The organism is Streptomyces sp. NK15101, assembly GCF_020400725.1.
Taxonomy (GTDB): Bacteria; Actinomycetota; Actinomycetes; order Streptomycetales; family Streptomycetaceae; genus Streptomyces.
In genome coordinates this window covers 1-14,884 of record NZ_JAINVG010000050.1, presented here as the reverse complement: position 1 = coordinate 14,884, position 14,884 = coordinate 1, and the positions used below count along the sequence as shown (strand labels likewise).

Here is a 14,884-nt window from a genome sequence, read left to right as displayed (position 1 = left end):
CTGTCTCAGCATGTGGCCCACGGGTACCGTCCGGACCCCCGTCAGCCCGCCAGGACGACGTCCTCGCCGGTCACGGTGACCGCCAGCCCGTCCGGGCGCGGCTCGACCTTCTCCACCTTCATGCCGGCGATCCTGCCGATCGGGCGCTCGAAGTCGGTGCGCGCGCGGACCAGGTCCTCCACGCCCGGGATGCCGGCGCCCGGCACCTCGTCGGCGCGGACCCGGATGGTGTCGCCGTTCACGACGGTCACCGTGGACAGGACCGAACGGGTCAGGGTGCGGCCCAGGACCTCCACGCTGCCGGTCACCTTCACCTTGCCGTTCCCGCCGTAGGCGACGGTGGCCTCGCGGTCGGAGGCGGCGGTGAGGTCCGCGTACGAGATGAGGGCCGTGCCGCTCGCCGAGCCCGCCCTCGCGCCCGCCCAGTCGCCGGTCACGGTCACGTCCCGCAGGGTCACGGTGAGCTCGCCGACCCGGACGTCCTTGTCGCCCGCCTTCGCCCGCACGCCGGTCGCCTTCACGTCGACCTCGTCGAACCGCTTGTCCGCGACCTGGGTGAGGAACGGGAAGCCCTTGATGTCGACCTCGATCGAGTCGCTGGTCGAGGCCGAGAGCTTCACCCGGCTCGACGCCTCCGACTCGGCGTACGACACGGCCAGCCGGTCGATCCCGACGAGGATCCCGCCCAGCACGACGGCCACGATCAACAGAATCCGCAGTGCTCGCATGGGTTGCGCGTCCCCCCGTAGTGGTTCCCGTAAAAGTTCCGGCCCCCCGACACGAAGATCGACGTGCCGGGGGGCCGGTTGGTTCCCGTCCCCGGGACGGGCCGCAGGTCAGACCAGGGCCCGGCCCAGCAGGTGGACGGCGGGCGCGGCGGCGGTGAGCGGCAGCGCGACGCCCGCGGTCATGTGGACGAACCGCGACGGGTAGTCGTAGCTGGCCACCCGCAGGCCGATCAGCGCGCAGACCCCGGCGCCGAGGCCGAGCAGCGCGCCCGAGGTGCCCAGGTCGGTGAGGCCGCCGGCCGCGATCCCGGCGCCCGCCGAGGCGAGCAGGGCGGCCACCAGGGAGACCGGTCCGGGCAGCGGCAGCGCCCGGGCGAGGACGGCGGCGGCGACCGCGGCCCCGCCGACGACCACCGCGTCCGGGGCGGCGCCGAGGTGCCCGGTGGCGACGACGGTCAGGGCGGCTGAGGCGATGGTGGCCATCAGGCCGTACATGCGCTCGTCGGGGTCGGCGTGGCTGCGCAGCTGGAGGACGAGGCAGAGCAGCACCCAGACGCCGAGGGTGCCCAGGATCGCGGCGGCCGCGTGCTCCCGGCCGGCGGCGAGCAGGACGGCGTCGGCGACGAGGCCGCCGAGGAAGGCGAGGGCGATGCCCTGCCGGGCGGGCCACATGCCGTTGAGCCGGAACCAGCCGGCGGCGGTGAGCCCCTGGAGCAGGACGAGCGGGACGAGGAGCCCGTACGAGCCGAGGGAGGCGCCGCCCGCGAGCAGCAGGCCGAGGACGGCGGTGAGGGCGGCGGGCTGCATGCCGGGTTCGATCACGGGCGAGCGGCCCTCGGCGCGGGCGCGCTGGGCGTCGGTCATGCGGGTGTGCCCGGAGGTGGTGGGCGAGGAGTAGGCGGGCCCGGCGTCGGCCACGGAGGCGGACGGGGCCGCGGGGGCGGCCACCGGCGCGGGTGCGGGCTGCGGCTCGGCGAAGGCCGCGGGCGCGGGCCGGGGCTCGGCGGCGGGCTCCGCGTAGTGGGCGGCGGGGTTCCCCTGCGACGGGTACTGCTCGTACGGCTGCTGCTCGTACGGCTGCTGCTGGTACGGCTGCTGCTCGTACGGCTGCTGCTCGTAGGGCTGCTGCTGGTACGGCTCCGGCGTCCCGTGGCCCGCCGGGTCCTGGTGCCGGTGCGGCGGCACGGCCCGCGGCCGGCCCTGGGTCTCGGCGGCCCGGCCCTGGGCCCGGGCGGCCTGGACCTGGTCGTACGAGACGGCCGGCTGGTACGTGGTGTCCCAGGTCTGGCCCTCCCACGTCTGCGTGACGTCGGCGGGGTTCTGCGGCCCGTTCGCGGCGTCGGCGTACGGGTCGTACTGCTGCCCGCCGTAGTACTGGTCGTTGCTCATTGCTCTGGGGTTCACCCTCCTGCGAACGGGGGGAGCACCTCGACCGTGCCGCCCTCGGCAAGCCGTACCGTCTCATGGCTCCGGGTCCCGACGGGGTCGCCGTCGACCAGGAACGAGCACCGCTGGAGGACCTGGACGAGCTCGCCCGGGTGCTGTGCGCGGGCCGCGTCGAGGGCCTCGGCCAGGGTCCCGGCGCTGTACGGCTCCTCGGCGACACCGGCGGCGGCCTTGGCCGCGGCCCAGTAGCGGATGGTTCCCGCTGCCATAGCGGCACTCCCTTCGTTCGTGTGCGCGCCGCCCCCCATGATGAGCCATGCGCGCGTGGACCGGCCCCAGGCCCGGAGCCCGATCCGAAAGACGGGCCCCGGCGCCGGCTACGCGTGCGTGAGCCAGTCCCCCAGCCGGGCGAGCAGCTTCTCGTCGGCGGCGTTCTCCGCGTGGCCCATGCCCCGCTCCAGCCAGAGCTCCGCGTCGCCCGCTGCGGCCAGCATGCGCGGGTGGTCGAGCGGGAAGTACGCGTCGCGGTCGCCGTGCACGATCAGCAGCGGGGTCGGCGCGATCAGCGGGACGGCCTCCACGGGAGACAGGGGAACGGGGTCCCAGGCCCTGCTGTCGATCCGGGTGCCGAAGCCGTACCGCCCGACGAGGCGGCCCGCCGGCCGGGTGACGACCCAGTGGAGGCGGCGCATCGGGGCCGTGCCCCGGTAGTACCAGCGGGCGGGCGCGGACACGGCGGCCACCGCGTCGGCGCGGCCCTCCGTCCCCCGCTCAAGGGCCGCGTGGCGCAGGACCACGGAGCCGCCCATGGAGAAGCCGAGCGTCGTCACGCGCGCGTGGCCGAGGTCACGGGCCCAGCGGACGGCGGCGGCCAGGTCGAGGACCTCCCGGTCGCCGACGGTGGAGCGGCCGCCGGAGCGGCCGTGCCCGCGGAAGGAGAAGGTGACGACGGCCGCGCCGCGCTCCGCGAGGACGCCGGCGGCGCGCCGGACGGCGGGCCGGTCGGCCGCCCCGGTGAAGCCGTGGGCGAGGACGACGGCCGTATCGGTGACACTTGCCCGTGAGGGTTCGTAAACCGCCTCGATCCGGACACCGTCATCGGTACGCAGCATCGTGCGCCGGGGCACCCGGGGATGGACGGAAGTGAGCGAGGAAACATCCACCATGTGAAATCGGCCCTCTGCCTCGGAACTCATGTCGGCTATTCTGCTTCCAGAGGATCCGGGCAACGCAGCCCCCGGGTCCTTTTGTGTTTTCCGACCGTTGTTACGGATGGATGAACAAAAGCTCTCGGGGCGCGAGAGCCGCACGTGAGCACACGTAGACGTCCTCGCAGGGACCGAGGAGGAACCGACGTCATGGACGAGCGAACGACGCACCACGGACCGACGACGAGCCGGGTAGGTGGGGAGCGATGAGTTCTCTGCTGCTCCTGACCAACGCCCTCCAGCCGTCGACCGAGGTGCTCCCCGCCCTCGGTCTGCTGCTGCACAACGTCCGGGTAGCCCCGGCCGAGGGCCCCGCCCTCGTGGACACCCCCGGCGCGGACGTGATCCTCGTCGACGGTCGGCGCGACCTCCCGCAGGTGCGCTCGCTCTGCCAGCTGCTGCGGTCCACCGGGCCCGGCTGTCCGCTGATCCTGGTCGTCACGGAGGGCGGTCTCGCGGCCGTCACCGCCGACTGGGGCATCGACGACGTCCTCCTCGACACGGCGGGCCCCGCCGAGGTCGAGGCGCGCCTCCGGCTCGCGATGGGCCGCCAGCAGATCGTCTCCGACGACTCCCCGATGGAGATCCGCAACGGCGACCTGTCGGTCGACGAGGCGACGTACAGCGCGAAGCTCAAGGGCCGGGTCCTGGACCTGACCTTCAAGGAGTTCGAGCTGCTCAAGTACCTGGCCCAGCATCCGGGCCGGGTCTTCACGCGCGCCCAGCTCCTCCAGGAGGTGTGGGGGTACGACTACTTCGGCGGCACCCGTACGGTCGACGTCCACGTGCGGCGGCTGCGGGCGAAGCTCGGCCCCGAGCACGAGTCGCTCATCGGCACCGTCCGGAACGTCGGCTACCGCTTCGTCACGCCCGAGAAGGTGGAGCGGGCGGCGGAGGAGGCCCGCGCCAAGGAGGGGACCCGCGCGAACGGTCGCGTCAAGGGCGCCACGGAGGACATCACCCTCGCGGAGGACAGGAACGTGGCAGATGCCACAGTGCGACCTGCCGGTAGGTAGGTCCCCCCGCGTAGACTGCCGCGCGTGGCCAAGGTGACGCGGGATGACGTAGCTCGACTGGCAGGTACTTCTACCGCGGTCGTGAGCTACGTCATCAACAACGGACCCCGGCCGGTCGCCCCGGCCACGCGCGAGCGTGTCCTCGCCGCCATCAAGGAGCTGGGCTACCGGCCCGACCGGGTGGCCCAGGCGATGGCCTCGCGGCGCACCGACCTCATAGGCATGATCGTCCCGGACGCGCGGCAGCCGTTCTTCGCCGAGATGGCACACGCGGTCGAGCAGGCCGCCGCCGAGCGCGGGAAGATGGTCCTCGTCGGCAACTCCGACTACCGGACCGAGCGCGAGGTCCACTACCTGCGGGCCTTCCTCGGGATGCGGGTCTCCGGACTGATCCTGGTCAGCCAGGGCATGAGCGAGCAGGCCGCGAGCGAGATCGAGGCCTGGGACGCGCGCGTGGTGCTGCTGCACGAGCGGCCCGAGGCGATCGACGACGTGGCCGTCGTGACCGACGACATCGGCGGCGCCCAGCTCGCCACCCGGCACCTCCTGGAGCACGGCCACCCGTACGTGGCGTGCCTCGGCGGCATCCCGAACACCCCGGCCGTCGGCGACCCGGTCGCCGACCACGTCGAGGGCTGGCGGCGCGCCATGCTGGAGGCGGGCCGCTCGACCGAGGGCCGGCTCTTCGAGGCCCCGTACAACCGGTACGACGCCTACCAGGTCGCCCTGAAGCTGCTCGCCGGCCCCGACAGGCCGCCGGCCATCTTCTGCTCCACCGACGACCAGGCCTTCGGCGTCCTGCGGGCCGCCCGTGAGCTGCGCATCGAGGTGCCGACGGAGCTGGCGGTCGCCGGCTTCGACGACGTGAAGGAGGCGGCGCTCACCGATCCGCCGCTGACCACGATCTCCTCGGACCGTCCCGCGATGGCCCGGGCGGCCGTGGACCTGGTCCTCGACGACTCGGTCCGCGTGTCGGGCTCGCGCCGCGAGCGCGTGAAGCTCTTCCCGTCGGCCCTGGTCGTCCGCCGCTCCTGCGGCTGCCACGAGTAGAAGACCTCCAGGCCCCGTCCTTATACGGGACATACGGGGTTCTGTCGGGCTTCTCAGCCGCTCCTCAGACGGTTCTCATGTACGGCTCCGAGAGTCATAGCCATGACGGACTTCCAGGAGCAGCAGCCGCAGCAGCCGTACTACCCGCCGAGGCCGCCGCACGAGCCGGCGCGACCGGCGCGGGCGCCGTACGAGTCCTCGCGGCCGGCACAGGGGCCGTACGAGCCGACGCGGCCGATCACCACCGAGCCGGGCACGACCGTCTGGCCCTCGGGCGGTCACGTGCCGCCGCCGGTGGAGCCGCCCCTCATCGCCGCCGTCCCCGCTCCGGCCCCCTCGCCCCGCCGCCGCGCCAAGCGCGGGGTCGGGCTCATGGCGGCCGTGGCCATCGCGGCCGCGGCGGTCGGCGGCGGCACGGCGACGCTGGTGCAGCAGCTCACCTCCGACCCCGCGGTGAGCGCGTCGGCCCCCGTCGTCAGCGGCACCAACGTCTCCACCGGCACCAAGGGCACGGTCGCCGGGGTCGCCGAGGCGGTCTCCCCCTCCATCGTGGAGATCTCCGCGACCTCGTCCTCCGGCAAGTCCACCGGCTCGGGCGTGATCATCACCTCCGACGGCGAGATCGTCACCAACAACCACGTGATCTCCGGCGCCTCCTCGATCGGCGTCCAGCTCAGCGACGGCAAGACGTACGAGGCCGAGGTCGTCGGCACGGACCCCGACAAGGACCTCGCCCTGATCAAGCTCAAGGGCGCCTCCGGACTCGAGGCCGCCACGCTCGGCGACTCCTCGAAGGTCAGGGTCGGTGACGAGGTCGTGGCGATCGGCTCCCCCGAGGGCCTGACCGGCACCGTCACCAGCGGCATCGTCTCCGCGCTCGACCGGGACGTGACCGTCGCCAAGGACGACGGCCGGGACCAGCAGCAGGAGCAGCAGCAGTGGGACCCGCGGCAGGGCTGGCCGTTCGAGTTCGGCGGGCAGCAGTTCAACGGCGACACCGGCTCGTCGAAGACCACGTACAAGGCGATCCAGACCGACGCCTCGCTCAATCCGGGGAATTCCGGCGGCGCGTTGATCAATATGAACGGTGAGATCATCGGAATCAATTCGGCCATGTATTCGCCCAGTTCCTCCAGCGGCTCCACCGCCGGAAGCGTCGGCCTCGGATTCGCCATCCCGATCGACACGGTGAAGGCCGACCTGGACGACCTCCGCTCGGGCGGCGACAACTGAACGCATGGGACGCTGCCCCCATGACGGGACAGCAGAACGAAGCCGAGCGCATCCTCATCGTCGACGACGAGCCCGCCGTGCGGGAGGCCCTGCGCCGCAGCCTCGCCTTCGAGGGCTACGCGACGCGGGACGCCGTCGACGGGCTCGACGCGCTCGCCGCGATGGAGTCGTACGCCCCCGACCTCGTCGTCCTCGACGTCCAGATGCCCCGCATGGACGGGCTGACGGCGGCCCGCCGGATCCGGGCCGCCGGCTCGACCGTGCCGATCCTGATGCTCACCGCCCGCGACACGGTCGGCGACCGGGTCACCGGCCTCGACGCCGGCGCCGACGACTACCTGGTGAAGCCCTTCGAGCTGGACGAGCTGTTCGCCCGCATCCGGGCCCTGCTCCGCCGCAGCTCCTACGCCGCGGCGTCCGCCGCCCCCGCCGAGGACGACGTCCTGGCCTTCGAGGACCTGCGGATGAACCTGGCCACGCGCGAGGTGACCCGGGGCGGGCGGACCGTGGAGCTGACGCGCACCGAGTTCACGCTCCTGGAGATGTTCCTCGCGCACCCGCGCCAGGTCCTGACCCGGGAGCAGATCCTGAAGGCCGTGTGGGGCTTCGACTTCGAGCCCAGTTCCAACTCGCTGGACGTGTACGTGATGTATCTGCGGCGCAAGACCGAGGCCGGTGGCGAGCCGCGCCTCGTCCACACCGTACGGGGCGTGGGCTACGCGCTGCGCGGAGGAGGCGGGGAGTGACCGGTCCCCTGAGGACGGCGGCGCCCCGGAGAGCGGTCGCCCCCCTGCGGAACTGGTTCCGCGCGCGGCCGCTGCGCTCGCGGCTCGCGCTGCTCACCGCGGCCGCCGTGGCGCTCGCGGTGGCGGCCGTGTCACTGGCCTGCTGGTTCGTGACGCGGGCGCAGCTGGAGAACGAGCTGGACTCCTCGCTGCGCAGCACCCGCCTGGACCCGGCCGGCGTGCAGGGCCTGCTCGCGTGGTGCCGCCAGGGCACGACGGCACCGCCGGTGGCGGGCTCGTACACGGTGCAGGTCATCCTCGCCGACGGCGGCGTGTGCACCTCGGGGAAGGCCGCGATCCCCGCCGGAACCGGCGACCTCGCGGTGGCGCGCGGGCAGCTGGAGTACGTCCTGCACACCGTGAAGGACGACGCCGGGCGCGAGATGCGGGTCTACACCTACCCGCAGAACAGCCCCGGCGGGCTGCTCGCGGTCTCCCTCGCCCGCCCCCTCTCCGAGATCGACAACTCGATGTCCACGCTCCGCTGGGTGCTGCTCCTGGTCTCCGGGATCGGCGTCGTCGGCGCGGGCGCGGCCGGTCTGTGGGTCGCCCGGACCGGCCTCGAACCGGTGAACCGGCTGACCGGCGCGGTCGAGCACGTCGCCGCGACCGAGGACCTGACCGTCCGCATCCCGGTGGAGGGCGAGGACGAGATCGCCCGCCTGTCCCGCTCGTTCAACGCGATGACGGCGGCGCTCGCGAGCTCCCGGGACCGGCAGGCGCAGCTCATCGCGGACGCGGGTCACGAACTGCGGACGCCCCTGACCTCCCTGCGCACGAACGTCGAGCTCCTCGCCCGCAGCGAGGAGACCGGCCGGGCGATCCCGCCGGACGACCGGCGGGCCCTGATGGCCTCGGTGAAGGCGCAGATGACGGAGCTGGCCGCGCTGATCGGCGACCTCCAGGAGCTGGCCCGCCCGGACGCGGTGCAGCCGGGGCCCCTCGAAGTGGTGCCGCTCCACACGATCCTGCGGACGGCCCTGGACCGGGCGCGGCTGCGCGGCCCGGAGCTGACCTTCGTCACGGACCTCGCGCCCTGGTACGTACGGGCCGAGTCGCCGGCCCTCGAACGGGCCCTCGTGAACGTCCTGGACAACGCGGTGAAGTTCTCGCCGCCCCGGGGCACGGTCGAGGTGACCCTGATGCGGGGCGAGCTGACCGTCCGCGACCACGGACCCGGCATCGCCCCGGACGAGCTCCCGCACGTCTTCGACCGCTTCTGGCGCTCCCCGTCGGCCCGCAGCCTGCCGGGCTCGGGCCTGGGCCTGTCGATCGTGGCGCGCACGGTCCAGCAGGCGGGCGGCACGGTGTCGCTCGAACCGGCGGAGGGCGGCGGCACGGTGGCAAGGCTGCGGCTGCCGGGGGCGCCGACGCCGCCGCCGGAGCTCTGAGAACCGGCTCGACGGCCGGCGGCGCCTCCGCGAGGCTGTCCCCATGGACGACCACGGCCTGAACCCCGACGGAACGATCGCGCGCGAGGGCGCCCTGGAGCGCGTGCCGGCGGCCTTCGCGCCGGTCGTGGCGGCGGCGCGCGCCCGGATCGCGGAGGCCTTCGGCCCGGAGCGGCTGCACAGCGCGTACCTGTACGGAAGCGTGCCCCGCGGCACGGCGGTCGTCGGCGTCTCCGACCTGGACGTGCAGCTCGCCCTGCACGAGGAGCCCACGGAGGCGGACCGCGCCGCCGCCCGGGAGATCGAGGCCGCGCTCGACCGGGACCTGCCGCAGATCGACGGCGCCGGGATCCTGCTGAGCAGCACCGGGACGCTCCTCAGCGACCTCGAACGCCACGACCTGGGCTTCTTCGTGGCCTGTCTGTGCACCCCGCTCCTCGGCCCCGACCTGGCCGAGGAGCTGCCCCCGTACCGCCCCACGTCCCTCCTCGCCCGCGAGACGAACGGCGACCTGGCCCTGCTGCTGCCCGGCTGGCGGGCCCGCGCCGCCGGGGACACGGACCTCCGCGCGCTCGGCCGTGCGGTCGGCCGCCGGCTCGTCCGTACGGGCTTCACCCTGGTCATGCCCCGGTGGGGCGGCTGGACCAGCGACCTGGACCGGTCGGCGGCGATCTTCGGCGTGGCCTACCCGGACCGCGCGGACCAGATACGCCTGGCGGTGCGGGCGGGCCGGTCCCCGGGACCGCGTCCTGCGGTCCTGCGCATGCTCGTCGAGGACCTGGCCCCGTGGCTGGCGGCGGAGTACACGGCGGTGCACGGGACGAAGACGCCGCGCTAGTTGTGCCGGAGCAGCGCCTCCACGAGACCCGCCCGGGTGTTGGGGAAGTCCATGGGCACGATGCCGAGCCCGACCCGCCCGGCCAGTTCGGAACCGTCCAGGAAGCCGTGCACCCACGGGTTCAGCCGGTCGGAGTTCCAGCGGGGCGGGAGGTAGGCGGAGGTGCTGACGAAGTTCACGTAGAGCCGGCCGGGCTGGGAGACGGCGGCGCGGAAGTGGGCCTGGATCTTGGGGTACTTGGCGTCGGGCAGCGCGTTCCAGTCGTCCTGGACGGCGAAGACGGCCGGGTCGGCCCACCTCAGCCCGGGGAGCCCGCCGTTGTCGGCGAGCAGCACGACCCGGCCGCGCGCCTCGCCGAGGAGGGGCAGGGAGTCCCCGATCCGGAAGAGGGAACGCCATCCCCTCCGGTCGAGGTAGTCGTCGAAGACGGCGCGGAAGGTGGCGTCGGACTCCTCGGAGTACTCCTGCTTGACCCGCATGAGGACGGTCTCGGAGGGGTGCGCGGCGAGGAAGTCCCGGCAGGCGACGAGGACGTCGCCGAACATCATGTTCTGGTAGGAGGCGCCGTGGTGGATGGCGAAGGACCCGCCGGTCACCCGGCACCGCACGTCCAGGAACCGGACGCCGCTGTCCAGCTGCTGGGCGATGGTGGTGTTCTGGCACTCGCTCCAGGGCCCGCCGTACCGGGCGCCGGAGTCGTGCGTGCCGGGGATGGTGAGCCGCCGCAGGTCGGTGCCGTCCCCGTGCGGGGCCATCCACGCGCGCACGTCCACGGCGGAGGCGGCGGGGGCACCCACGAGCAGCGCGGCCCCGGCCCCGAGGGCCCCCATGAGTAAGCGTCGTCGCTCCATGACCCGGGACTATGGCAGGTCCACGACAACACCACCAGAGTGCGTCACGTACGGAACGAGGGGAAGGCCGGTTCCCGACGGGGAACCGGCCTTCCTGGTCCTTCGGGTCACCTGGTGACGGTGAACCCGCACCAGGGCGTCCAGGCCGAGGCCTCGTCGCCGCCGACCGTGCGCAGGCGGAACCGGTAGCCGCCCGGCTGCAGTTCGCCCGCGCCGAGCGCGAGGTTGAAGACCATGCCGTTCGGCCAGATCTTCTCCGTCTTGGTGATGAGCGCGGCCTCGCCCGGCCTGGCGACCTCGAAGGTGGCCTTCAGGGCGTGGTAGCTCCTGTTCTTGCCCGCGTCCTTGCCGAACTTCACGGGCGAGGCGGCGAGGGCGCCGCCGTTCGCGCCGGAGATCACCGGGGTCGGGCCGTTCTCGCAGAACTGCGCCTGCTCGTACGGCCCGGCGAAGACCCGGAGGGTTCCCGGCACGGTGGGCTCGACCTGCGATCCCGTCGCGTTCGTCGCGCCGACGACCGCGACGGAGACGAGCGCGGCGACCACACCGGCGGTCGCGCCGAGGCGTCGGAGGTGCTTCCTGTTCACGGGAGGACCGTCCTTTCCGGTACTAGCGCGGGACGTAGTAGGCGTGCGCGGAGCCGTCGTAACCGTTCACACAGCTGTAGGAGTTCCAGATGAGCTGGTAGTAGACGTTGTCCGCCCCGTAGTCGTCGCAGTAGTACCAGTTCTCGTGGGGACCGTCGTACAGGTTCCCGACGCTCGTGGCGCCCATCGGCTTGATCAGCCATCCTGCGCCCACGGTGGAGAGACTCGGGCTGTGGTAACTGGGATTCCTGTCACTGGGGCTCGTCCAGCCGTATCCGTTGTTGAGGATCTGGCTCGCGGCCTTCCGGCCCGTCGCGACGCCGAGGTCGCCGTCCCACTGGAAGTGCACGCCGAGGTAGACCCGGCTCCGGGCGTTCTCGGTGGCCGCCGCGCTGAAGTTGGCGAAGGTGCGGGTGACCCCGACCGCGTGCGGATCCTGGGTGGTGCCGGTGAAGGAGATGTCGTCCCTGCCGAAGAACTGCTTCATCGACTCGGCCCACGCTCCGGCGAAGGTCGCGTGCCCGGAGACGTACGCGGGGAAGGGCGGACTGAAGTGGTTCCCGCCCGCGTCGGCCGAGAGCGGCTGCCAGGAACTGTTCTGCACGGTGTCCGGGTTGCCGTCCGAGTCGGCCAGCTTGATGGCGCTCTCGGGCCGCCACAGGTCGATGGAGGTCTGGTACTTCTGGTCCCAGGCGGAGATCCCCGCGTCCGCCATCGCGCCCGCGACCAGCGCGAAGAGCTGCAGGTTCGCGGTCTGGTCGAGTCCGCGCTGCGCGGAGACCGTCCGGGTGTGGGTGAAGAGCTGGCCCGGCGGCTTGTAGGTGCCGTTCAGGTCGTTGGCCCAGAACCAGGCGATCTGGGTCTGCTCCGGCGTCCGTGTGCTGCTGTTGGCCGCGCCGAGCTCCGCGACCTCCTTGAACTGGGCCGTGTAGGCGGCGCTCTTCAGCAGCTCGGGCATCGTCGCGATCCCACCGGGCGGCTGCGGACGCAGGTCGGCCGCCGTGGTCTTGTAGTACGTCCACGGGTAGTTGCCGTAGTCGACGAACTTCTTGACCTTGCCCCAGTTCGGATCCGCCGCCGCGCCGGAGCCCGTCGGCCGCCACTGGCCGGGTTCGGTGCCGGGGGTGTACGGCGTGGTGTCCGTGGAGCCGTCGCCGGTACGGCGGGCGATCATCGCCGTGGCGGCCTTCTGGCCGACGCTCTGGCCCTCCGCGGTGGCGGAGTTGACCGGCTCGCCCGAGCGGGCCGCCGTGAGGTAGGGCGTGAAGTCGAGGGCGGGGAAGGTGGACTCGAGGACGTTGTAGGCGGCGTGGTCCAGGGCCGCGTTCACGTCGGGAGCGACGCCGGCCTTCACGCTGATGCCGGGGGTGTAGAGCGCCCCGATGCAGTTCTCGGGCTTGAAGCCGCCGCTGCTGTGACAGCGGCTTGCGTTGGCGGCGTCGTACATGGCCAGGTGCATCATGGCCCCGGCCCGTGCCAGGGGCCCCGGGGAGCCGCCCGTGGTCACGTAGGCGTCGAGCAGCGCCTGGTTCCAGTAGAGGACCCGGTCGCCGGTGGTCGAGCTGGCGTGTGCGGGGGCGGATACGCCCACGGATGCCAGGAGCAGCGTCAGGACGACGGTGATGGAGCGTCTGACGGGTCTCACAGTCTTGCCCCTCCAGAGATCACGGAAGTTGATCGCGCACTGACAAGATCACGTCCACCATAGGAGCGCCGTCCCCCCGACGGGCCCGTTCCGGCTGGAAACGCGCGTGACCAATGCCTCTGGCAAAGGACGTTTGAACACCCCCGACGCACGGGACCCCGCCCGGCCTTCACGGCCGGGCGGGGTCCTGGGCTGCTTCACCGACGCCGGTTACGGCTTCGGCGGGTACACCACGTTGATGCGGTCCGCCGCAGGCACCTGCAGCGGGGCGCTCGCCGAGGAGTTGGCCCGGAGGTACGCCTCGAAGGCCGTCAGGTCGTCCGCGCCGACCACCCTGTTCGTCCCCTTCGCCAGTTCGCCGAAGCCGTCGCCGCCGTCCGCGAGGAAGGAGTTGACGGCGACCCGGTAGGTCGCCGCCGGGTCCAGCGGAGCACCGTTCAGCCGCACCGAGTCGGCGACGACACGGTCCGCGCCGGTCCTGGTGAGGTCCAGCGTGTAGCTGAGGCCCGACGAGGGCTGCAGCACCTTCGGCGCCCCTTCGTTCTTGGGGCCGGTGACCTGCTGCTGGAGGACCGTGAGCAGCTGCGCGCCGGTCAGGTCGAGCAGGTTCACCGTGTTGGAGAACGGCTGCACCCCGAACGCCTCGCCGTAGGTGACGACGCCGTCGCCCTCACCGGCGTCGGAGGACGCGTACACCAGGCTCTCCCGCACGCCGCCGGGGTTCATCAGCGCCAGGTCGGCGCTCGGGTCCAGGGTCTTGGCGTGCGCGAGCTGGGCGTCCGCGACCAGGTTGCCGAGCGGAGAGTCGTCCGGTGCCTCGGGCTTGGCGGCGCCGGCGGCGATCCAGCCGATGGGACGGTTGCCGATCGGGGCGGACAGCGCCTTGTAGCGGGCGATCAGGCCGGTCATGTCCGCGGCCGGGTTCTTACGGACGACGACGTGGTTCGCGGACTTCACCGACGTGCGGACGATGTCGCGGGTGCGCCGGTCGTAGGTCAGCGTGGTGTCCGTGTAGAGACGGCCGAAGGACGCGGCGGAGGTCACCGTGCGCGGGTTGCCCTCCGGGTCCGGGATGGTGCACGCGTACGCGGTGTGGGTGTGGCCGGTGACCAGCGCGTCGACCTTGGCGTCGACGCCCTTGGCGATCTCCACGATGGGGCCGGAGATGCCGCTGCCGGGGCCGTTCGCGTCGCAGCCGTAGTTGTACGCGTCGGACGCCGGGTAGCCGCCCTCGTGGATGAGCGCGACGATCGACTTCACGCCGCGCTTCTGCAGCTGGCGCGCGTACTTGTTGATCGTCTCGGTCTCGTCGAGGAACTTCAGGCCCTTGACGCCCGAGGCGGTGACGATGTCCGGGGTGCCCTCCAGGGTCACGCCGATGAAGCCGACCTTGATGCCGTCCTTCTCCCACACGAAGGTGGGGTCGAGCATCGGCTTGCCGGTCTTCTCGTCGACGACGTTCGCGGCCAGGTACGGGAACTGCGCGCCCTCGAAGGTCCGCCCCTCCTCGTAGCAGCCGTCCTTCGGGTGGCAGCCGCCCTCCTGCAGGCGCTTGAGCTCGGCGGCGCCCTCGTCGAACTCGTGGTTGCCGACGCCCGTGACGTCCAGGTCGAGGGCGTTCATCGCCTCGATCGTGGGCTCGTCGTGGAAGAGCGCGGACACGAGGGGGCTGCCGCCGACCAGGTCGCCGGCGGCGGCCGTGATCGAGTACGGGTGGCCCGCACGGGCCGTGCGCAGCGAGCCGGCCAGGTACTCGACGCCGCCGACGCCCTCGATGGTCTTGACGCTGCCGTCGGGCTGGAGCTCCATGAGGCGCCCCGAGGAACTCCTCGGGGGCTCCAGGTTGCCGTGGAAGTCGTTGAAGGACAGCAGCTGGATGTCCTGGTAGCGGCCGGACTGCTTGTCCGGGTGGCCGGCCTCGCCGGCGCTCGCGATGCCCGGCAGCGCTGCCGTGAGCGCGCCCACGGTGGCGAGGCCGGCCGCGGCCGCGAGGAGCCGGTGCGTACGGCGTCTGCGGTGCTGGTGGTGAGGAGTGGTAGGCATGCGCCCCCCTGTGGTGCATGTGAAGGGAAGTCTGGGTCCGGGCGCAGCCTAGGGTCAACGCGCGTAGCGCAACAGGGGGTCAGGGGTTACGAGCTGATTGATTTTGCTCACTCGGCAGGCAGC

Annotated in this window: 14 protein-coding genes; 6 read left to right on the top strand and 8 right to left on the bottom strand. The window is 72.6% G+C overall.

Annotation, left to right across the window (positions count from 1 at the left end; all coding sequences use genetic code 11):
* Positions 1 to 41: 41 nt before the first annotated feature.
* The 4 genes from K7G60_RS24610 to K7G60_RS24595 form a co-directional block, all read right to left on the bottom strand.
* Positions 42 to 728, bottom strand: a complete 687-nt coding sequence (locus K7G60_RS24610; RefSeq protein WP_225803119.1) for a DUF2993 domain-containing protein — start codon at positions 726 to 728, stop codon at positions 42 to 44.
* A gap of 108 nt (positions 729 to 836) precedes the next feature.
* Complete coding sequence (locus tag K7G60_RS24605; protein WP_225803118.1) at positions 837 to 2,117, bottom strand: hypothetical protein; 1,281 nt, start codon at positions 2,115 to 2,117, stop codon at positions 837 to 839.
* Between the two features lie 11 nt (positions 2,118 to 2,128).
* Entirely contained in the window at positions 2,129 to 2,383 is a 255-nt protein-coding gene (locus K7G60_RS24600; RefSeq protein ID WP_225803117.1) for a MoaD/ThiS family protein, read from the bottom strand.
* Positions 2,384 to 2,491: 108 nt separating this feature from the next.
* Positions 2,492 to 3,310 (bottom strand): alpha/beta hydrolase, encoded by an 819-nt coding sequence (locus K7G60_RS24595; protein ID WP_225803116.1) that lies wholly within the window; start codon positions 3,308 to 3,310, stop codon positions 2,492 to 2,494.
* A 218-nt stretch (positions 3,311 to 3,528) separates the two neighbouring features.
* On the opposite strand from K7G60_RS24595, the gene K7G60_RS24590 reads away from it, so the two are divergent.
* From K7G60_RS24590 to K7G60_RS24565, 6 genes are all read left to right on the top strand, one after another.
* Complete coding sequence (locus K7G60_RS24590) at positions 3,529 to 4,338, top strand: response regulator transcription factor (RefSeq protein ID WP_225803115.1); 810 nt, start codon at positions 3,529 to 3,531, stop codon at positions 4,336 to 4,338.
* Positions 4,339 to 4,362: 24 nt separating this feature from the next.
* Positions 4,363 to 5,388: a LacI family DNA-binding transcriptional regulator gene (locus tag K7G60_RS24585; RefSeq protein WP_225803114.1), complete on the top strand. Its 1,026-nt coding sequence runs from the start codon at positions 4,363 to 4,365 to the stop codon at positions 5,386 to 5,388.
* Positions 5,389 to 5,490: 102 nt separating this feature from the next.
* Positions 5,491 to 6,621 carry a S1C family serine protease gene (locus K7G60_RS24580; RefSeq protein WP_225803113.1) on the top strand — a complete coding sequence of 377 codons (1,131 nt, stop codon included), beginning with the start codon at positions 5,491 to 5,493 and terminating at the stop codon, positions 6,619 to 6,621.
* Positions 6,622 to 6,641: 20 nt separating this feature from the next.
* Positions 6,642 to 7,367 (top strand): response regulator transcription factor, encoded by a 726-nt coding sequence (locus tag K7G60_RS24575; protein ID WP_225803112.1) that lies wholly within the window; start codon positions 6,642 to 6,644, stop codon positions 7,365 to 7,367.
* Positions 7,364 to 8,797, top strand: a complete 1,434-nt coding sequence (locus K7G60_RS24570) for a cell wall metabolism sensor histidine kinase WalK (protein ID WP_225803111.1) — start codon at positions 7,364 to 7,366, stop codon at positions 8,795 to 8,797. The genes K7G60_RS24575 and K7G60_RS24570 overlap by 4 nt, the downstream gene beginning before the upstream one ends.
* A 43-nt stretch (positions 8,798 to 8,840) precedes the next feature.
* The gene (locus K7G60_RS24565) at positions 8,841 to 9,635 is read left to right on the top strand and encodes a nucleotidyltransferase (protein ID WP_225803110.1); all 795 of its coding nucleotides are present in this window, start codon (positions 8,841 to 8,843) and stop codon (positions 9,633 to 9,635) included.
* Here the strand turns inward: K7G60_RS24565 and K7G60_RS24560 are convergent.
* From K7G60_RS24560 to K7G60_RS24545, 4 genes are all read right to left on the bottom strand, one after another.
* A complete protein-coding gene (locus K7G60_RS24560) occupies positions 9,632 to 10,486 on the bottom strand; it encodes a phosphatidylinositol-specific phospholipase C (protein WP_225803109.1) in 855 nt (284 codons plus the stop codon). The two genes, K7G60_RS24565 and K7G60_RS24560, sit on opposite strands and share 4 nt — an antisense overlap.
* Before the next feature lie 107 nt (positions 10,487 to 10,593).
* Positions 10,594 to 11,073 carry a hypothetical protein gene (locus K7G60_RS24555; protein ID WP_225803108.1) on the bottom strand — a complete coding sequence of 160 codons (480 nt, stop codon included), beginning with the start codon at positions 11,071 to 11,073 and terminating at the stop codon, positions 10,594 to 10,596.
* 22 nt (positions 11,074 to 11,095) lie between these two features.
* Complete coding sequence (locus K7G60_RS39235) at positions 11,096 to 12,718, bottom strand: vanadium-dependent haloperoxidase (protein ID WP_225803107.1); 1,623 nt, start codon at positions 12,716 to 12,718, stop codon at positions 11,096 to 11,098.
* Positions 12,719 to 12,928: 210 nt separating this feature from the next.
* Complete coding sequence (locus K7G60_RS24545; protein WP_225803106.1) at positions 12,929 to 14,761, bottom strand: bifunctional UDP-sugar hydrolase/5'-nucleotidase; 1,833 nt, start codon at positions 14,759 to 14,761, stop codon at positions 12,929 to 12,931.
* Positions 14,762 to 14,884: the final 123 nt, after the last annotated feature.

Coding starts and splice junctions, on each gene's coding strand:
- K7G60_RS24610 (WP_225803119.1), bottom strand. CDS start 728: ATGCGAGCACTGCGGATTCTGTTGATCGTGGCCGTCGTGCTGGGCGGG.
- K7G60_RS24605 (WP_225803118.1), bottom strand. CDS start 2,117: ATGAGCAACGACCAGTACTACGGCGGGCAGCAGTACGACCCGTACGCC.
- K7G60_RS24600 (WP_225803117.1), bottom strand. CDS start 2,383: ATGGCAGCGGGAACCATCCGCTACTGGGCCGCGGCCAAGGCCGCCGCC.
- K7G60_RS24595 (WP_225803116.1), bottom strand. CDS start 3,310: ATGAGTTCCGAGGCAGAGGGCCGATTTCACATGGTGGATGTTTCCTCG.
- K7G60_RS24590 (WP_225803115.1), top strand. CDS start 3,529: ATGAGTTCTCTGCTGCTCCTGACCAACGCCCTCCAGCCGTCGACCGAG.
- K7G60_RS24580 (WP_225803113.1), top strand. CDS start 5,491: ATGACGGACTTCCAGGAGCAGCAGCCGCAGCAGCCGTACTACCCGCCG.
- K7G60_RS24575 (WP_225803112.1), top strand. CDS start 6,642: ATGACGGGACAGCAGAACGAAGCCGAGCGCATCCTCATCGTCGACGAC.
- K7G60_RS24565 (WP_225803110.1), top strand. CDS start 8,841: ATGGACGACCACGGCCTGAACCCCGACGGAACGATCGCGCGCGAGGGC.
- K7G60_RS24560 (WP_225803109.1), bottom strand. CDS start 10,486: ATGGAGCGACGACGCTTACTCATGGGGGCCCTCGGGGCCGGGGCCGCG.
- K7G60_RS24545 (WP_225803106.1), bottom strand. CDS start 14,761: ATGCCTACCACTCCTCACCACCAGCACCGCAGACGCCGTACGCACCGG.